Raw genomic sequence first — 15,008 nt, 5'->3', positions numbered from 1 at the left:
CAGCCTATTTTGCCTTACCCGGGTCAGCGGCCGGGTTCGCCCGGGGCCGCCTCGGGTTCCCGGACGTCCTGGACAACCTCGTTGTGGCGCAGGAACCATGGCTTGAACGGCGGATCGAAGCGGGCGAACCGCGGCGGGCCCACCGGGGTGAGCCCAGCCAGTACCAGTGCCGCCTGGAGGCCGGTGGTGTGCTCTTCAAAGGCGGCTTCCGATCCGCTGCCCGAGAACCGGAGGGCAGCGGCCAGCGACCCGGGCACGGCCCGGATCCTGACCTCGGAGTCCGACGGAACGGGGGCCGTTTCCGCCGTCATCCCCGCCGGGAGCACAAAGGCAACCGCAAAATCGGCGGGCTGCCCGCGTCCGGGCAGCGGACCGCTCTGGAGCACCGGGGCGGTCATCGCGATCTTCTCCGGACCCCCGGTTTCCTGAATGACCGGGGCCGTCATGGCCAGCTTCTGCCCTGCGGTGTTGCTGCCGCTGATGTAGTTGAACAGGGGCCGGAAGGCGGCGTTGCCGGCCTTGTCAAAGGTCGCGTTAACCCGGATTTCGGCCACCACATATGCGGGGTAGCGGCGCAGCTCGAAGTGCGCGTAGCGGCGGACCAGCTCAAAGGGCTGCTGTTCAGTCATGGGCTCAGACCCTACCCCGATCCCGTGGCAGGCACTAGGGGCAGATTGACGGGGTCCGGCCTGATTGTCGGAGGGCTTTGATAACTTGAACAGCAGAAGGGGGCACAGTGTTTTTACTTGATCCTGTTGTACCGGGGGCAGCACCGGACCTCGTCTACTCCGCGAGTGACCTTGTGGTGGCCGCGGGCTGCGAGTACCAACTGCTGCGCAAACTCGACGAGAAGCTGGGCCGCTCCCCCAAAGCCGGTTTCGAGGACGACGAAATGCTGGTCCGCGCCTCAGCTTTGGGGGACGTCCACGAGCACAACGTCCTGGCCGGGTTCGTCGAAGAGTTCGGCCACTGGGATCCGGAAACGGGACGCGGCGTGTACGACGTCGTTCCGGCCTCAGCCATGGACCGCGCCACGCTGCTGGCCAAACATCACGAGTCGATCGGGGCACTGCGGGCGGGTGCCGACGTCGTCTTCCAGGCCGCCTTTTTTGACGGCCGGTTCCACGGCCGCTCCGATTTCCTGGTCCGCCGGCCCGGCGGCGCCTACGCCGTGTTCGACTCCAAGCTGGCCCGGCACGCCAAGGTGACGGCCCTGCTGCAGCTCGCCGCGTACGGCGACCAGCTGCTGAAGGCCGGGATCACCCCGGACCGGGAAGTCACCCTGGTCCTCGGCGCCACGGAAGCCCTTGACGGCGGCGGCTACGGCTACGTCCGCAGCCGCCACAGCCTGGCCGAAATCCTGCCGGTGTTCCGTGAGCGCCGCGACCGCTTCCTGGCCCTGACCGCGGCGCATAGGGCACAGCCGGCGCCGGTGGGTTGGGGTGCGCCGGGGCTCACCGCCTGCGGCCGCTGCGATTACTGCCAAGAGATGGTCCAATCCACCGACGACCTCCTGCTCGTGGCCCGGATGAACTCGGCGCAGCGCAAGAAGCTGCACGAACAGAAGATCTTTACGGTCAAGGAGCTTGCCGAGGCCCGGCTGACCGGGGCGAACAGCGCACTGCTGCGCCTGCAGGAGCAGGCCCGGATGCAAAGCGGCGTTGGCGCCGCCGACGGGGAAGTCCGGTACGTCAAGGACGGCGAGGAGCACAGCATCCGCTACCGGGTGGCCCCGGGGAACACCCTGGCCGAGCTCCCGCCGCCCAGCGCGGGCGACATCTTCTTCGACTTCGAGGGCGATCCCCTGTGGCAGGACCGCGGCACCGGGGTGTGGGGGCTCGAGTACCTCTTCGGCGTGGTCGAGGCTCCGGTCCGGCCCGGCGCCCCCGGCGTGTTCAAACCGTTCTGGGCGCACAGCCGGGAGGCCGAGAAGCAGGCGTTCCTGGACTTCCTGGACTATGTGGAGCAGCGCCGGGCGCGGTATCCGGACATGCACGTCTACCACTACGCCGCCTACGAGAAAACCGCCCTGCGCAAACTCTCCGTGATGCATGTTGCCGGTGAGGACACCGTGGACCGCTGGCTGCGTGAGGGGCTTCTGGTGGACCTGTACCAGACCGTCCGGAACAGCATCCGGATTTCCGAGAACTCTTACAGCATCAAAAAGCTCGAACCGCTCTACATGGGCACCCGCCTGCGCTCCGGGGACGTCAAGGACGCCGGGGCCTCCGTGGTTGCCTACGCCCAGTATTGCGACGCACGGGACGCTGAACGGCATGACGACGCGGCCCGCATCCTCGCCGGAATCTCCGACTACAACGAATACGACTGTCTGTCCACGCTGGAGCTGCGGAACTGGCTTCTGGGTCTGGCGCGGGACCGCGGGATCGGCCAGCTTGACGCGCCGGCTGCGCCCGGGGCCGACGGCGCTTCCCCCGGCCGGGGCGGGACGGACGCTGAGCTGGGACCGGCGGAGCTGTCCCTCGCCCGGTTCCTTGAGCCCGATGCCGGGCTGACGGAGGACGACCGGAAGGCGGTCGCCATCCTCGCGGCCGCCGTGAGCTACCACCGCCGCGAGCGCAAGGCGTTTTGGTGGTCTCACTTTGACCGGTGCGAGAACGGACCGGACACCCGCCATCCCCAGGACCGGAACGTCTTCCTGGTTGAGGACGCTGTGGCGCTCGAGGACTGGTGGAAAGACGGAGCCAAGCTGCCCGAGCGTCGGGTGAAGCTGACCGGCACCGTGACCCCGGGCTCGGACCTGCGGGAGGGCAGCACCTGGTTCCGCATGTACGACCCCCCGCTTCCGGCCGGGCTTGAAGGCACCGGCGTCAACCGCACCGGCCGGAACGGCTGGTTCGGCACTGAGGTCCTGGAGCTTGGCGAGGAAGACGGCCGGGACACCGTCATCATCCGGGACAAGCTCAAGAAGAACATCGGGCCGTACCCGCAGCTGCCCATGGCGCTGACCGAGGACCAGCCCATCCCCACGGGGAACCTGGAGGATGCCCTGGCGGCGCTGGCCGAGGACGTCGCGGCCGGTTTGCGCGCTCCGGCGTCCGCCGGGTGCCGGTTCCGGAAGCATCCGGCCGTGGACCTCGTGCGCCGGGTCCCGCCCAGGCTCGTCTCGGGAGGGCAACTGCCGGTGCCGGGGAACGGTCCGGAACGCTTTATTGAAGCCATCACGGAGGCTGTCGGGGCCCTGGATCATTCGTACCTCGCCGTGCAGGGGCCGCCGGGGACGGGCAAGACCCATGTCGGCTCGCACGTGATCGCCCGTCTGGTCGCCCGCGGCTGGAAGGTCGGCGTCGTCGGCCAGTCCCATGCCGTCGTCGAAAACCTGCTGCGGACCGCGGTGGGCAAGGCCGGCGTCGACCCCGCCCTGGTCGCGAAAGATGTGAAGCACCGGGAGCCGCTGCCCTGGACCCAGCGTTCCGGACAGGATGTGGCCCGGCTGCTGGAGTCCGCGGGCGGTGCCCTGATCGGCGGCACCGCGTGGACAATGACCGGGTCCACCGTGCCGCGCGGATCGCTCGATTTGCTGGTGATAGACGAGGCCGGCCAGTTCTCGCTGGCCAACACCCTCGCCGTGGCGCAAGCCGGCAGCCGGCTCCTGCTGCTGGGCGACCCGCAGCAGCTGCCCCAGGTCAGCCAGGGCTCGCACCCCGAACCTGTCGACGAATCAGCGCTCGGCTGGATATCCGCCGGCCACCCCACCCTGCCGCCCGAGCTCGGCTACTTCCTTGCCGACTCGTGGCGGATGGCGTCACCGTTGTGCCGGGCCGTGTCCGAACTCTCCTACGAGGGGCGGCTGGAGTCGGCGCCGGCGGCCGACGCCCGGCACCTGGACGGGGTTCCGGCCGGCATCGAAACCGTGATGGTCGAGCACAGCGGCAACGTCACGTCCTCGCCCGAGGAAGCCGAGGAGGTGGTCCGCCAGGTGCTGCGGCATCTGGGGCTGGGCTGGCACACGGAGGACGGGACGCGGCCCCTGGCCGAAACCGATGTCCTCGTCGTGGCGGCCTACAACGCGCAGGTCAACCTGATCCGCGAGGCCCTGGACGCGGCCGGGCTGCCGGACGTGCGGGTGGGAACCGTGGACAAGTTCCAGGGCCAGGAGGCTGCCGTCGTGGTCGTGTCCATGGCGTGCTCGGCGGTGGCGGAAGCCCCCCGGGGCATGGAGTTCCTGCTCTCGACCAACCGCATCAACGTGGCCGTCTCCCGCGGGCAGTGGCGCGCCGTCATTGTCCGGGCCCCGGAACTGACCAACTACCTGCCCACCCACCCCGAGGGCCTGGAGCAGCTCGGCCGGTTCATCGGCCTGTGCCAGAGGTCAGTGGGCGCCTGATCCAGCCCGCCCTCCCCTGCCCGGGGGACATGCTCATTTTTGGCCCCGTGTTTGGGACATGCGCATGCCAAGGCTCTCGCACCAGGGAGCATGCTCAATCTTGGCTCCCGCACCAAGGAGCATGCTCAATCTTGGCCCTGCGCATGGGGCATGCCCTCCCCCGGGCTCCCGCACCAAGGAGCATGCTCAATCTTGGCCCTGCGCATGGGGCATGCCCTCCCCCGGGCTCCCGCACCAGGGAGCATGCTCACTGCTGGGCCCGGCCAGTGGACACAGTGGCATCATGTCCGTTGCCGGCGGCCACGACTGAGCATGTCCCGCGGCGACCAGCCCCGTGACAGGTGCAAATCCCAAGGCAACTCATCCGCCGGGCTCCCGCACCAAGGAGCATGCTCACTGCGGGGCCCGGCCGGTGGACACAATGGCATCATGTCCGTTGCCTGCGGCCAGGACTGAGCATGTCCCGCGGCAGGGCCGGCTACGGGGCGGGGGCTGCGGATGCCGGGGACCGGTCCGCGAGCAGGAGGGCCTCATCGAGCACGCGGCCGAAGTTCGCGGGATCGTGCGCGAAGCGGCCCAGGAACAGGCCGGAGACACCGTCGAGGGTGGGCAGCAGCCCGGGCTTGGCCGAGCCGCCGTAGATGACCGGAAAGTCGCAGAGGCCAGCAGCGGCGAGGTGCCCGCGGAGCCGTAGGACGACGTCGGAGACGTAGCCGGCGGCCGCCGGTTCCGCCGCGCCAATGGCCCAGACCGGCTCGTAGGCCACCACCAGGCGGCCGGCGAGGGTCCAGTCGCCGTCGACGGCCGAGGCGATCTGGCCGTGCACGAACTCAGCCGCGGCCGCCGGCGAGCCGTGGCCTGTCTCGCCTACGCACAGCAGCGGCGTCAGCCCGGCGTCGACCGCGGCCCGGACTTTGCGCGCCACCATGGCGTCGTCTTCGCCGAAGTGGCGGCGGCGTTCGGCGTGGCCGATTTCCACGAGCCGGACCCCGAGTTCGGCGAGCATGGACGGGGCCACCTCGCCGGTCCACGGACCGTCGGCCCAGCCGCAGTCCTGCGCGCCGAGCAGCACCGGCGACCCCGCCAATAACGCAGCCGCCGCGGGCAGGACGGGGAAGGACGGAATCACAAACGGGACAACCCGCCCGGCCGCGAGGGCCGGACGGGCGTCCACTTCCTGCCGCAGCTGCCCCAGCCAGTCCAGGCTGTCCCCGTAGCCGAGGTACATCTTGGTGCTGACACCCACCCAAATGGGGACGTCCGCCCGAATGCGGGCGTCGGGTGCCTGGCCGCTGGAACTCTGCTGCATGGCGTACTTTCTCTCGTGCGGGATAGAGCCTGCCGGCTAGTGTTCCAGCAGCTCGTCGGCCTTGTTCTTGAACCGGCGGGTGCCGAACATCATCGCCGCGGCGAGGAACGGGAGCACGCCCAGGGCGTAGACGCCCATGGTTCCGGTGTCGGACGCGGTGACCTGGTTGACCCAGGTCCGCAGGATCGGGGCGACGAAGCCGCCCAGGTTGCCGAGCGAGTTGATCAGGCCGATGCCCGCGGCCGCGGCCGTACCGGTGAGGAACGCCGTCGGGTAGGACCAGGCGATGGGGCCGATGGACAGGAAGCTGCAGACGGCGAGGCTGATGAAGACGATGCCCAGGGCCGGGACGTGGTTGGCGCCGGCCCAGGCCGAGCCGAAGATGCACAGGCCGGTCGAGACGAACAGCCCCGTGCCCCAGACCCTGCGGCGGACCACGGTGTTGGCGGCCTTGCCGATGAAGTAGCAGGCGAAGATGCCGAAGAACCACGGGATCGCTGCCATGAGTCCGACGGCGAGGCCCACCTTCTGCCCGGTCAGCTGCGCCACCTGCTGCGGCAGGTAGAACGTGACGCCGTAGACGGCGATCTGCAGGCAGAAGTAGATGATGGTGAAGTACCAGACCTTGCCGTTCTTCATGGCCGCGAATACACCGCGCGGGCCGGTCTCCTCCTTGACGGTGTCTTCCAGGGCCATGACGTCCTGGAGGGCTTTCTTCTCGTCCTTGTCCAGGAACTTGGCGTCCTGCGGGCTGTTGATGAGGAAGAAGTACGCGGCGACGCCGGCGACGACGGCGAGCATGCCTTCGACGAAGAACATGACCTGCCAGCCGTGGACACCGGGGACCTGGTCGCCGATGTTGATGAGCCAGCCGGACAGCGGGGCGCCCATCATCTGGGAGAACGGCTGGGCCAGGTAGAAGATCGCGAACATCTTGACCCGGACCTTGTTGGGGAACCAGGCGGCCAGGAACATGATGACGCCCGGGAAGAGCCCGGCCTCGGTCACGCCGAGCAGGAAGCGCAGGATGATGAAGGACGTCTCGCCCTGCACGAACGCGAAGCACGCGGAGACGATGCCCCAGGTGATGGCGATGCGGGCCAGCCAGACCTTGGCGCCGAACTTGGTCAGGAGCAGGTTGCTGGGGATCTCGAACAGGGCGTAGCCGATGAAGAAGATCCCGGCGCCCAGGGCGAAGGCGCCGGCGCTAATGCCCTTGTCCACCCCCAGGGCGGCCTCGGAGAAGCCCACGTTGGTGCGGTCCAGGAACGCCACCACATACAGGATGACGAGCATGGGCATGAGCCGCCGGGAAGCCTTGGAGATGGCCGATTTCAGGACCGGCGTCTCCAGGAGCTCCCTGGTGGAGGTTGTTGCTACGGACATCAAAACTCCTCATTGAGTGAATCAGTTTGAGTAGATCAGGAAGGTAGAACAGGGTGGTGCGTAGGGGGCGAACGGCTAGCGGCCGAAAGCCATCATCATGATCCCGGCCGCGCAGGCCAGGATCCCGACGGCGAGGTAGATCTTCCGGCCCTTGCTCCAGGCCGCGGATCCGCCGGGGGCTGCAGTCTTGCTGTGGTGTGCCACGGGACTTCTTCCTTAGTGCATGTAGAGTCCGCCATCCACATTCAGCGTCTGGCCGGAGATGTAGCCGGCGTCCTCGCTGATGAGGAAGGCGATGGCGGCCGCGATGTCGCGGGTGGAGCCCACCCGGTTGACCACGAGGTCTTTGGTCAGCTCGTCTTTGCGTTCCTGGCTGAGGGTTCCGCCCATGATGTCGGTGTCGATGGGGCCGGGAGAGATCGCGTTGACGGTGATGTCGTATTCGCCCAGTTCGCGGGCGGTGGAGCGGGTCAGGCCGATCACGCCGGCCTTGGCCACCGAGTAGGGCGTCTTGGAGTAGGTGCCACCGCCGCGCTGGGCCGAGACGGAGGAGATGTTGACGATCCGCCCGATCCTGTTTTTGACCATGGATTCGGCGACCCGGCGGGTGGCGTAGTGGACGCCGTTGAGGTTGATGCCCAGCACCCGGTCCCATTCGGCGGCGTCGAGTTCCATGTACGGCACCGGGGAACTGACGCCGGCCACGTTGGCCAGGGCCACGATCTGCGGCAGCTCGGCCTCGATGGCGTCGATGGCGGCGCGGACGGAGGCTTCGTCGCCGACGTTGGCGCCGGCGCCGTAGGCCTTGACGCCGTATTCGGCGGCCAGTTCCTTCGCGGCGGCCTTGCAGAGGGCGTCGTCGAGGTCAATGATGCCGATGTTCCAGCCCTGCGCCGCCAGGTAGCCGGCGGTGGCGCGGCCGATGCCGCGTTCGGACACGGCGCCGGTGACGATCGCTGTGCGGTCTGCGGGGAAAGTGCTCATGGTGCTCCTTGGAGAAAACGGAAAGAGGGGTCAGTTGATCGGGGCGGGACCGAGGTCCTCGAGCAGCTGCTGCATGGCCACGTAGGCCTTGTTGCGGTAGGCGATCAGCTCCGGTGTGCGCTCGGCGGGGACGTTGAGGAACCCGGCACCGGACTTGGTGCCCAGCTTGCCGGCCTCCACGAGGTCGGTGAGGATCTTCGGCGTCGCGAACCGTTCCGGGAAGTCGGTCTGGAGCGACTTGTAACAGAAGTTGTAGACGTCCAGGCCGGCCATGTCGGCGATCGCGAAGGGGCCGAAGAACGGCAGCCGGAAACCGAACGTGGTGCGGACCAGCGTGTCGATGTCCTCGGCGGTCGCGATGTCCTGCTCCACCAGCTGGGCGGCCTCGTGGAACAGCGCGTACTGGAGCCGGTTGAGCACGAAGCCGGTGACGTCCTTGACGACGGCGGTCTGCTTGCCGGCGGCGTGCACGAGCTCGCGGACGGCGCCGACCGTGGCCGCCGAGGTGCCGGCGTGCGGGATGATCTCCACGCCGGGGATGAACGGGGACGGGTTGGAGAAGTGCACACCCAGGAAGCGTTCCGGGTGGGCGACGGGTTCGGACAGCTCCGCGATGGAGATCGTGGAGGTGTTGGAGCCGATGATCGCGTCCGGGCGGGCGGCGGCGCTGATGCGGGCCAGGGTCTCGTGCTTGATGGCGATGACCTCGGGGACGGCTTCTTCGATGAAGTCGGCGTCCGCCACGGCCTCCTCAATGTCCTTCGCAGCCCAGAGGTTGGTCTTCAGGATCTCCGTGGAGCCCTCGGGGAACAGCCCGGCGGCGACGAACTCGTCTGATTCGGCCAGCAGCCGCTCGTAGTTCTTCTGCGCCACTTCGGCGGAGACGTCGGCCAGGGCGACGCGCGCGCCGCCGAGGGCCAGGACCTGCGCGATCCCGCCGCCCATGTAGCCGGAGCCGACGACGGCGATCGTGCGGGCGGCGTTAATGGCGGCTGCGGTGTTCGGCTGGGTTTGTTCGGTCATGGTCAGACTGCCTTCGTGTAGTCGGGCTCGTAGGAGCAGATGGCGTCCACCTTGGCGGCGGAGGAAGAGTTTTCGTCGAAGCGGTGACCCAGCCATTCACCCACGAGCTTCTTGGCCAGTTCCAGTCCGATGACGCGCTGGCCCAGGGTGAGGACCTGGGCGTTGTTGCTCAGCACCGAACGTTCCACGGAGTAGCTGTCGTGGGCGGTGACGGCCCGGACGCCGGGAACCTTGTTGGCCGCGATGGCCACGCCGAGACCGGTGCCGCAGATCAGCAGCGCCCGGTCGGCGTCGCCCCCGGCGACCTTCCGGGCGGCGTCGACGGCGACGTGCGGGTAGGCGGTGGAGTCGTTGGCGCCGACTCCGACGTCGTGGACGGAAGCCACCCGGGGATCGGCTTCGAGGAGCGCCTTCAGCGCGTTCTTGTATTCGACGCCGGCCTCATCGTTGCCGATGACGACGCGCCAGCCTGGTGCTGTGCTCATGCTTGTACTCCTGCTTGTAGTGCCTGTTCCGGTGAGGTTGGGGCGGGTGAATCCGCGGCGCGGGCGGCGACCCGGGCGGCGATGAGCGCGAAGGACACGGCCCCGGGGTCGGGGTGGCCGAGGCTCTTCTCGGCGAGCGGGCGGGCCCGGCCTTTGAGCGGGCGCAGCCCGGCGGTCCGGTCGGCGGCGTCCGTGGCGGCGGCCGCCGCGGCGGCGAGTGACCCGGCCGCGGTGGCGCCGCCGTCGAACGCGGTGAGGAAGGCGTCCCGGAACGGCAGCAGCGCGTCGACCATGGTTTTATCGCCGGGCTCGGCCTTGCCGAGGGCGGTGATGGCATCGGTGAAGGCCGTGACCGCGGCGGCCGCGTCCTCACCGCTGTAGCTGTCCCGGTTGCCGAGGGCCTGGCCGGCGGCGATCACCGCCGAGCCCCACAGCGCACCCGAGGTGCCGCCGGCGCGTTCGCTCCAGGCCTCCCCTGCGGCGGTCAGGATCCGCGCGGCCGACGCGCCGCCGTCGTTCCCGGCCGCCTCCCGGGCCGCGGCGACGGCCGCTTCCACGCCGCGGCGCATGCCGATCCCGTGGTCGCCGTCGCCGGCGATGGCGTCCAGCCGGCCCAGCTCTTCTTCGTGCTCGACGACGACGTCCCGCACCTGGCCAAGGAGGTCGGCGGCCAGCCGGCCCAGCTCCGCCGCCGCCGGGGTGGCGCGTTCGGCGTCCGCGGCCGTTGCGGTCTCCGGGCCGGCGAGTTCGCGGCGGGCGCGGGGCGCCAGGTTGCCTTTGCGGAACGCGGGGGTGTCGGCCGGGGCGGCCCAGTACTGTTCGAGTTCCTCATCCAGCCACAGCAGGGTCAGGGAGAGGCCGGACATGTCCAGGCTGGTGACGAGCTCGCCGCATTCGGGTTCCACCACCGTGAGCCCGGCGGCGGTGAGGAGCTTCTCGATCTTGCCGTAGAGCAGGAACAGTTCGTCGTACTTGACGGTGCCGAGGCCGTTGACGATCGCGACCACGCGGGTGCCGGCGTCCTCCGGCTTGTCGGCCAGCAGCCGGCCGACCAGGAGGTCGGCGAGTTCGGAGGCGGTGGGCATGGGGTGGTCGGAGATGCCGGGTTCGCCGTGGATGCCCAGACCGAGGGACATGTGTCCCGCCGGTACGTGGAAGAGCGGCTCGGCGGCGCCCGGGAGGGTGCAGCCGTCGAAGGCGACGCCGAGGGACCGGGTGCGGTAGTTGGTGCGGATGGCCAGCCGTTCGACGTCGTCCAGGCTGAGGCCCGCTTCCGCGGCGGCGCCGGCGATCTTGAAGACCGTCAGGTCCCCGGCGATGCCGCGGCGTTTCTCGATCTGGTCCAGCGGGGCGCTGGCGATGTCGTCGGTGACCAGGACCGTGCGGGTTTCGATGCCCTCGGCGTTGAGCCGCAGCTGGGCCTGGCCGAAGTGCAGGACGTCGCCGGCGTAGTTGCCGTAGCTGAGCAGCACGCCGCCGCCGGCGTTGGCCGCCTTGGCCACGCGGTAGACCTGCCCGGCTGCGGGAGAGGCGAACATGTTGCCGCAGGCAGAGGCGGTGGCCAGTCCCGGGCCGACGAGGCCCGCGAACGCGGGGTAGTGCCCGGAGCCGCCGCCGACCACAAGGGCGACCTGCCCGGCGGGGACTTCGGTGGAGCGGACGACGCCGCCGTCGACACGGGCGACGTAGCCGCGGTTGGCCGCCACGAAGCCGTCCAGTGCCTCATCCGCAAAGTCTGCGGGGTTGTCGAAGATCTGGGTCATGGTTTCCTCATTGAATCCGTATTGGGGAAGGGGTGCCGGGGTCAGGCGCTGGCGAGTTCCGCCGTCGCGGGCAGCTGCCTGCCCTGGGCGACCTGGCTTTGGCCGAGGGCGTAGCCGTCGGTCTTCGGCAGGATCTGGCGGCGGAGGTAGTCCTGGTTGCTGGCCGTGACGCTGAGACCGTCGCCGCCGTAGTGCTCGGTGCAGAGGATGCCCTGGAAACCGACGGAGAGGGCCACCTTGAACGCCTCGCGGTAGTTGATGAGGCCGCTTTCCATCGGGGCCGGCATCGCGACGTAGGTCCCACGGGCGGTGTCCTCGTCGCGGATGTAGTTCTTCATGTGCCAGTAGTTGGAGTACGGGAGGGTCTTGGCGACCATTTCGCGCCAGTCCTCGATGGGGCGGTGGAGCCGGATCAGGTTGCCGAGGTCCGGGTTGAGGCCGACGTTGGCCAGGCCGATGTCCTGGACCAGCTGGACGGAGGAGTCCGCGGTGCCGAGGTAGGTGTCCTCGTACATTTCGAGCGAGAGCAGGATGCCGACGTCGGCGGCGTGCCGGCCGAGTTCGCGCAGCCGGGTGACGGCCTTGTCCCAGGTTTCCTTGTCCCCCACCGGGTCCTTGTAGCCCTCGACGGTCCAGAACCACAGCTGCTTCTGCTGCTCCGGGGTGATGGCCTGGTGCAGTCCGAACGAGACGACCTCGCAGCCGAGCTCGGCCGCGGCGTCGATGGTGCGGTGGCTGTAGGCCAGGTTGGCTTCCCAGTTTCCGGTCTCGATGACGCTGCGGCGGATGGCGGAAATGACCGGGACGCCGATCCGGACGGCGTCGGCGGTCTGCTTGAATTCGGCGAGCCGCGCGGGGCTGAGGTCGCCCGGGCGGACCCAGCTGTCCGTGAGGTCGGCGTTGGCGAAGCCTGCGTCCTTGACTTCCTGCAGCACCTCGGCCCAGGCGGAGGCGGGGGCGTCGTTGATGTGGGTGCCCTGGGCGTCGGTGCCCGGGAACTGCAGCAGCGCCGCGGTGATGGGCCAGTTTTCGGCGGTGTAGGCCATGGGTCACTCCTTCGTGGAATCCTGTTTCCTATAGGATTTACTATCGAAAACTTGTTGTCAAGGTCACATCGGGGCTGCTCGTAACAATCGAAGATCCTATAGGGATCTTGCTGAGCTGGGAAGAGGGCTGCTGAAGCGGTGGATTCTGGGGTCGCCGGGGCGCCGGCTAGATCAGTCGGCCGGGTCAGTCGGCCGGGGTCAGCCGCCGGGGTCAGTCGGCCGGGGCGTCGGCGATGGCCCGGCCACGGACCTGGCGCACGTGCTCGGCCATGGCGGCTTCGGCTTTCTGCGGGTCCCCCGATGCCAGCGCATCCAGGACGGCCTGGTGTTCGGCGATGGCGTGGTCGGCGTCGGTGATGCCTACTCCCCCGAAGAGGCGGAACCGCTGGATCTGCCCGCCGAGGGCCGCGTAGGCGGCGACCATGAACTGGTTGCCGGTCTGTTCGGCGATGAGCCGGTGGAAGCGTTCATCAGCCTCGAGGTAGCTGCGGAATTCGGCAAAGGAGGGCCCGCGCGGGGCGTCCTTGAGATCGGTTACTGCCTGCTCCAGTTCGGCCAGGCGGCCGGGCGTCAGCCGGGTGCAGGCCAAGCGTGCATTGACGGGCTCGATCGCGAGCCTGGCCTCCATGAGCTCCGCGAAGTCCTCCTGGGTGAACACCGGAGCGACCCGGTAACCCTTGAGGGCCACGCGCCGGACCATGCCGGTATGTTCCAGCCTGGCCAGCGCCTCCCGCACGGGGGTGGGGGAAACATCAAGGTCCCTCGCGGTCCCGTCGATGCTCACCGCGGCCCCGGGTTCCAGCCGGCCATCCATGAGCGACTCGAGAAGTTCTTCATAGACGTGGTCCGCCAGGACCTGCCGGCTGACGGCGCGGCCCGGGGAACGCCCCTCGGAGCGGCTGCCGGTGGAAGCTCGTTGCATGTTCAGATCCTATAGGACCGGGCACCGCTGGGGTTCCCCACGGGACATGCTCATCGGTGGCCCTCCGCTCCGAACGCCGCCCGGTGAGCATGCCCGGTCCCACCCCCGGCAGTGGAGCATGCTCAATGGTGCGCCCGCGCGGCGAGGAGCATGCTCAATGGTGCGCCCGCGCGGCGAGGAGCATGCTCAATGGTGCGCCCGCGCGGCGAGGAGCATGCTCGATGGTTCAGCCCCATCACGGGACATGCCCCACCGCAGCTCTCCGGCGCGAGGGACATGCTCATTGTTAGATGCGAGCACTGGACAGATTGGGACTATGTCCAGTGCTCGCGCTCTGGGCTGAGCATGTCCGTTGGCCCAGGAACGCAGCGTGGGGCATGCCCAATGGCCCGGGGCCAGTTCACCCCGCGTGGGGCATGCTCATTGGTCCGGGGACGCAGGGGCGGGGCATGTCCAGTGGTGCCCCGGATTAGCGAGGGACATGCTCAGCGTTAAGCGCGAACAGTGGACAGAAAGGCATTCTGTCCACTGTTCGCGGCTGCAACTGAGCATGTCCAGTGTTGCAACTGAGCATGTCCAGTGTCGCAGCTGAGCATGTCCAGCCGCGGAGGTCAGGCCACGATGCCCCAGCCGCAAGGGGCCGGCCGGGGCCGGGCCTAGTTCTGGTAGGCCGGGTAGTCCGTGTAGCCCACGGCGCCGTCGGCGTAGAACGTCGAGGCGTCGGGCTCGTTGACGGGCAGGCCCTCGCGCCAGCGGCGGGCCAGGTCCGGGTTGGCGATGGCCGGTCGGCCGACCACGACGGCGTCAGCGTGGCCGTCCGCTACCAGCGCGAGAGCCTCGTCGCGGGTGGTGATGACGCCGAAGCCGGTGTTTACGAGGAAGGTCCCGCCGAAACGGGCGCGCAGGTCCTGAACCAGGGCGCTGGTGGGCTCCTTGTGCAGGATGCTCAGGTACGCCAGGTTCAGCGGCGCCAGGCCGTCGACCAGCAGGCCGTAGGTCTCGCGCACGTCGGCCGCATCCAGTTCGAGGGCGCCCTGGACGTTGTGCTCCGGCGAGATGCGGATGCCGACGCGGTCGGCGCCCACGGCGGCCACCACGGCCTCGGCGACTTCGATGACGAAGCGGGCGCGGTTCTCGGGCGAGCCGCCGTAGATGTCATCGCGCTGGTTGGCCGCGGGAGTCAGGAACTCGTGGAGCAGGTAGCCGTTGGCGGAGTGCAGCTCCACGCCGTCGAACCCGGCCTCGATCGCCTTGCGCGACGCCGTCACAAACGACTCGAGAATGCCCGGCAGTTCCTCGGTGGTGAGGGCGCGCGGGACCGGGAACGGCTTCTTGCCCGCATAGGTGCGGGTTTCGCCGTCGATCGCGATGGCGCTGGGCGCGACAACCTCGTGTCCGCCCGTGGTGTCCTCGTGCGTGACCCGGCCGGCGTGCATGACCTGGGCGAAGATCCGGCCGCCTTCGGCGTGCACCGCGGCGGTGACCTCGGACCAGCCCTTGAGCTGCTCCGGGGTCACCAGGCCTGGCTGGCCCGGGAAGCCCTGGCCGGCGTGGCTCGGGTAGGTGCCTTCACTGACAATCAGGCCGAGGGAGGCGCGCTGGCGGTAGTGCTCCGCAACCAGCGGCCCCGGGATTCCCTCCCGGCCGGAGCGAAGCCGGGTCAGCGGCGCCATCACGAGTCGGTTGGGCAGCTCCAGCTCGCCGAGCGTCAACGGGGAAAACAGCATGCGCAATTCCTTTCA

Annotated in this window: 12 protein-coding genes; 1 reads left to right on the top strand and 11 read right to left on the bottom strand. The window is 69.0% G+C overall.

The genetic code is table 11. The features are described 5' to 3' along the window. Nucleotides 1-23 precede the first annotated feature (23 nt). Nucleotides 24-629, bottom strand: a complete 606-nt coding sequence (locus tag CFN17_RS11385; RefSeq protein ID WP_208747820.1) for a heme-binding protein — start codon at nucleotides 627-629, stop codon at nucleotides 24-26. Between the two features lie 107 nt (nucleotides 630-736). Here CFN17_RS11385 and CFN17_RS11380 point away from each other — a divergent pair, with 107 nt between their 5' ends. Continuing rightward, nucleotides 737-4,348 carry a bifunctional RecB family nuclease/DEAD/DEAH box helicase gene (locus CFN17_RS11380; protein ID WP_208747819.1) on the top strand — a complete coding sequence of 1,204 codons (3,612 nt, stop codon included), beginning with the start codon at nucleotides 737-739 and terminating at the stop codon, nucleotides 4,346-4,348. 478 nt (nucleotides 4,349-4,826) lie between these two features. On the opposite strand, the gene CFN17_RS11375 is transcribed toward CFN17_RS11380, so the two are convergent. The 10 genes from CFN17_RS11375 to CFN17_RS11335 all read right to left on the bottom strand — a co-directional run bounded on the left by CFN17_RS11375 (nucleotide 4,827) and on the right by CFN17_RS11335 (nucleotide 14,993). Next, nucleotides 4,827-5,657 carry a triose-phosphate isomerase family protein gene (locus tag CFN17_RS11375; RefSeq protein WP_208747818.1) on the bottom strand — a complete coding sequence of 277 codons (831 nt, stop codon included), beginning with the start codon at nucleotides 5,655-5,657 and terminating at the stop codon, nucleotides 4,827-4,829. Between the two features lie 36 nt (nucleotides 5,658-5,693). Further along, nucleotides 5,694-7,043, bottom strand: a complete 1,350-nt coding sequence (locus CFN17_RS11370) for an MFS transporter (RefSeq protein WP_208747817.1) — start codon at nucleotides 7,041-7,043, stop codon at nucleotides 5,694-5,696. 75 nt (nucleotides 7,044-7,118) lie between these two features. Further along, the gene (locus CFN17_RS19955; RefSeq protein ID WP_261792162.1) at nucleotides 7,119-7,247 is read right to left on the bottom strand and encodes a hypothetical protein; all 129 of its coding nucleotides are present in this window, start codon (nucleotides 7,245-7,247) and stop codon (nucleotides 7,119-7,121) included. Nucleotides 7,248-7,259: 12 nt separating this feature from the next. Then, nucleotides 7,260-8,027 (bottom strand): SDR family NAD(P)-dependent oxidoreductase, encoded by a 768-nt coding sequence (locus CFN17_RS11365; RefSeq protein WP_208747816.1) that lies wholly within the window; start codon nucleotides 8,025-8,027, stop codon nucleotides 7,260-7,262. Nucleotides 8,028-8,057: 30 nt separating this feature from the next. Further along, a complete protein-coding gene (locus CFN17_RS11360) occupies nucleotides 8,058-9,050 on the bottom strand; it encodes a 3-hydroxyacyl-CoA dehydrogenase family protein (protein WP_208747815.1) in 993 nt (330 codons plus the stop codon). 2 nt (nucleotides 9,051-9,052) lie between these two features. Then, on the bottom strand, nucleotides 9,053-9,535 hold the full coding sequence (locus CFN17_RS11355; protein ID WP_208747814.1) for a ribose-5-phosphate isomerase: 483 nt from the start codon (nucleotides 9,533-9,535) through the stop codon (nucleotides 9,053-9,055). Further along, the gene (locus CFN17_RS11350; protein WP_208747813.1) at nucleotides 9,532-11,298 is read right to left on the bottom strand and encodes a dihydroxyacetone kinase family protein; all 1,767 of its coding nucleotides are present in this window, start codon (nucleotides 11,296-11,298) and stop codon (nucleotides 9,532-9,534) included. The genes CFN17_RS11355 and CFN17_RS11350 overlap by 4 nt, the downstream gene beginning before the upstream one ends. Nucleotides 11,299-11,339: 41 nt before the next feature. Continuing rightward, nucleotides 11,340-12,344 carry a sugar phosphate isomerase/epimerase gene (locus CFN17_RS11345; protein ID WP_208747812.1) on the bottom strand — a complete coding sequence of 335 codons (1,005 nt, stop codon included), beginning with the start codon at nucleotides 12,342-12,344 and terminating at the stop codon, nucleotides 11,340-11,342. Between the two features lie 211 nt (nucleotides 12,345-12,555). Beyond that, nucleotides 12,556-13,266, bottom strand: a complete 711-nt coding sequence (locus tag CFN17_RS11340) for a GntR family transcriptional regulator (RefSeq protein ID WP_208747811.1) — start codon at nucleotides 13,264-13,266, stop codon at nucleotides 12,556-12,558. Between the two features lie 656 nt (nucleotides 13,267-13,922). Then, nucleotides 13,923-14,993, bottom strand: coding sequence for an alkene reductase (locus CFN17_RS11335; RefSeq protein WP_208747810.1), 1,071 nt, complete (start codon nucleotides 14,991-14,993; stop codon nucleotides 13,923-13,925). Nucleotides 14,994-15,008 lie beyond the last annotated feature (15 nt).

The organism is Arthrobacter sp. PM3, assembly GCF_003352915.1.
Taxonomy (GTDB): Bacteria; Actinomycetota; Actinomycetes; order Actinomycetales; family Micrococcaceae; genus Arthrobacter.
The sequence above is the reverse complement of the archived record's forward strand: the minus strand, read 5'-3'. Positions and strand labels throughout refer to the sequence as shown.

Bases quoted from the DNA above. Each gene is read 5' to 3' on its own strand.
- CFN17_RS11365 (WP_208747816.1), bottom strand. From the start codon at position 8,027: ATGAGCACTTTCCCCGCAGACCGCACAGCGATCGTCACCGGCGCCGTG.
- CFN17_RS11385 (WP_208747820.1), bottom strand. From the start codon at position 629: ATGACTGAACAGCAGCCCTTTGAGCTGGTCCGCCGCTACGCGCACTTC.
- CFN17_RS11360 (WP_208747815.1), bottom strand. From the start codon at position 9,050: ATGACCGAACAAACCCAGCCGAACACCGCAGCCGCCATTAACGCCGCC.
- CFN17_RS11370 (WP_208747817.1), bottom strand. From the start codon at position 7,043: ATGTCCGTAGCAACAACCTCCACCAGGGAGCTCCTGGAGACGCCGGTC.
- CFN17_RS11345 (WP_208747812.1), bottom strand. From the start codon at position 12,344: ATGGCCTACACCGCCGAAAACTGGCCCATCACCGCGGCGCTGCTGCAG.
- CFN17_RS11335 (WP_208747810.1), bottom strand. From the start codon at position 14,993: ATGCTGTTTTCCCCGTTGACGCTCGGCGAGCTGGAGCTGCCCAACCGA.
- CFN17_RS11350 (WP_208747813.1), bottom strand. From the start codon at position 11,298: ATGACCCAGATCTTCGACAACCCCGCAGACTTTGCGGATGAGGCACTG.
- CFN17_RS11340 (WP_208747811.1), bottom strand. From the start codon at position 13,266: ATGCAACGAGCTTCCACCGGCAGCCGCTCCGAGGGGCGTTCCCCGGGC.
- CFN17_RS11355 (WP_208747814.1), bottom strand. From the start codon at position 9,535: ATGAGCACAGCACCAGGCTGGCGCGTCGTCATCGGCAACGATGAGGCC.
- CFN17_RS11375 (WP_208747818.1), bottom strand. From the start codon at position 5,657: ATGCAGCAGAGTTCCAGCGGCCAGGCACCCGACGCCCGCATTCGGGCG.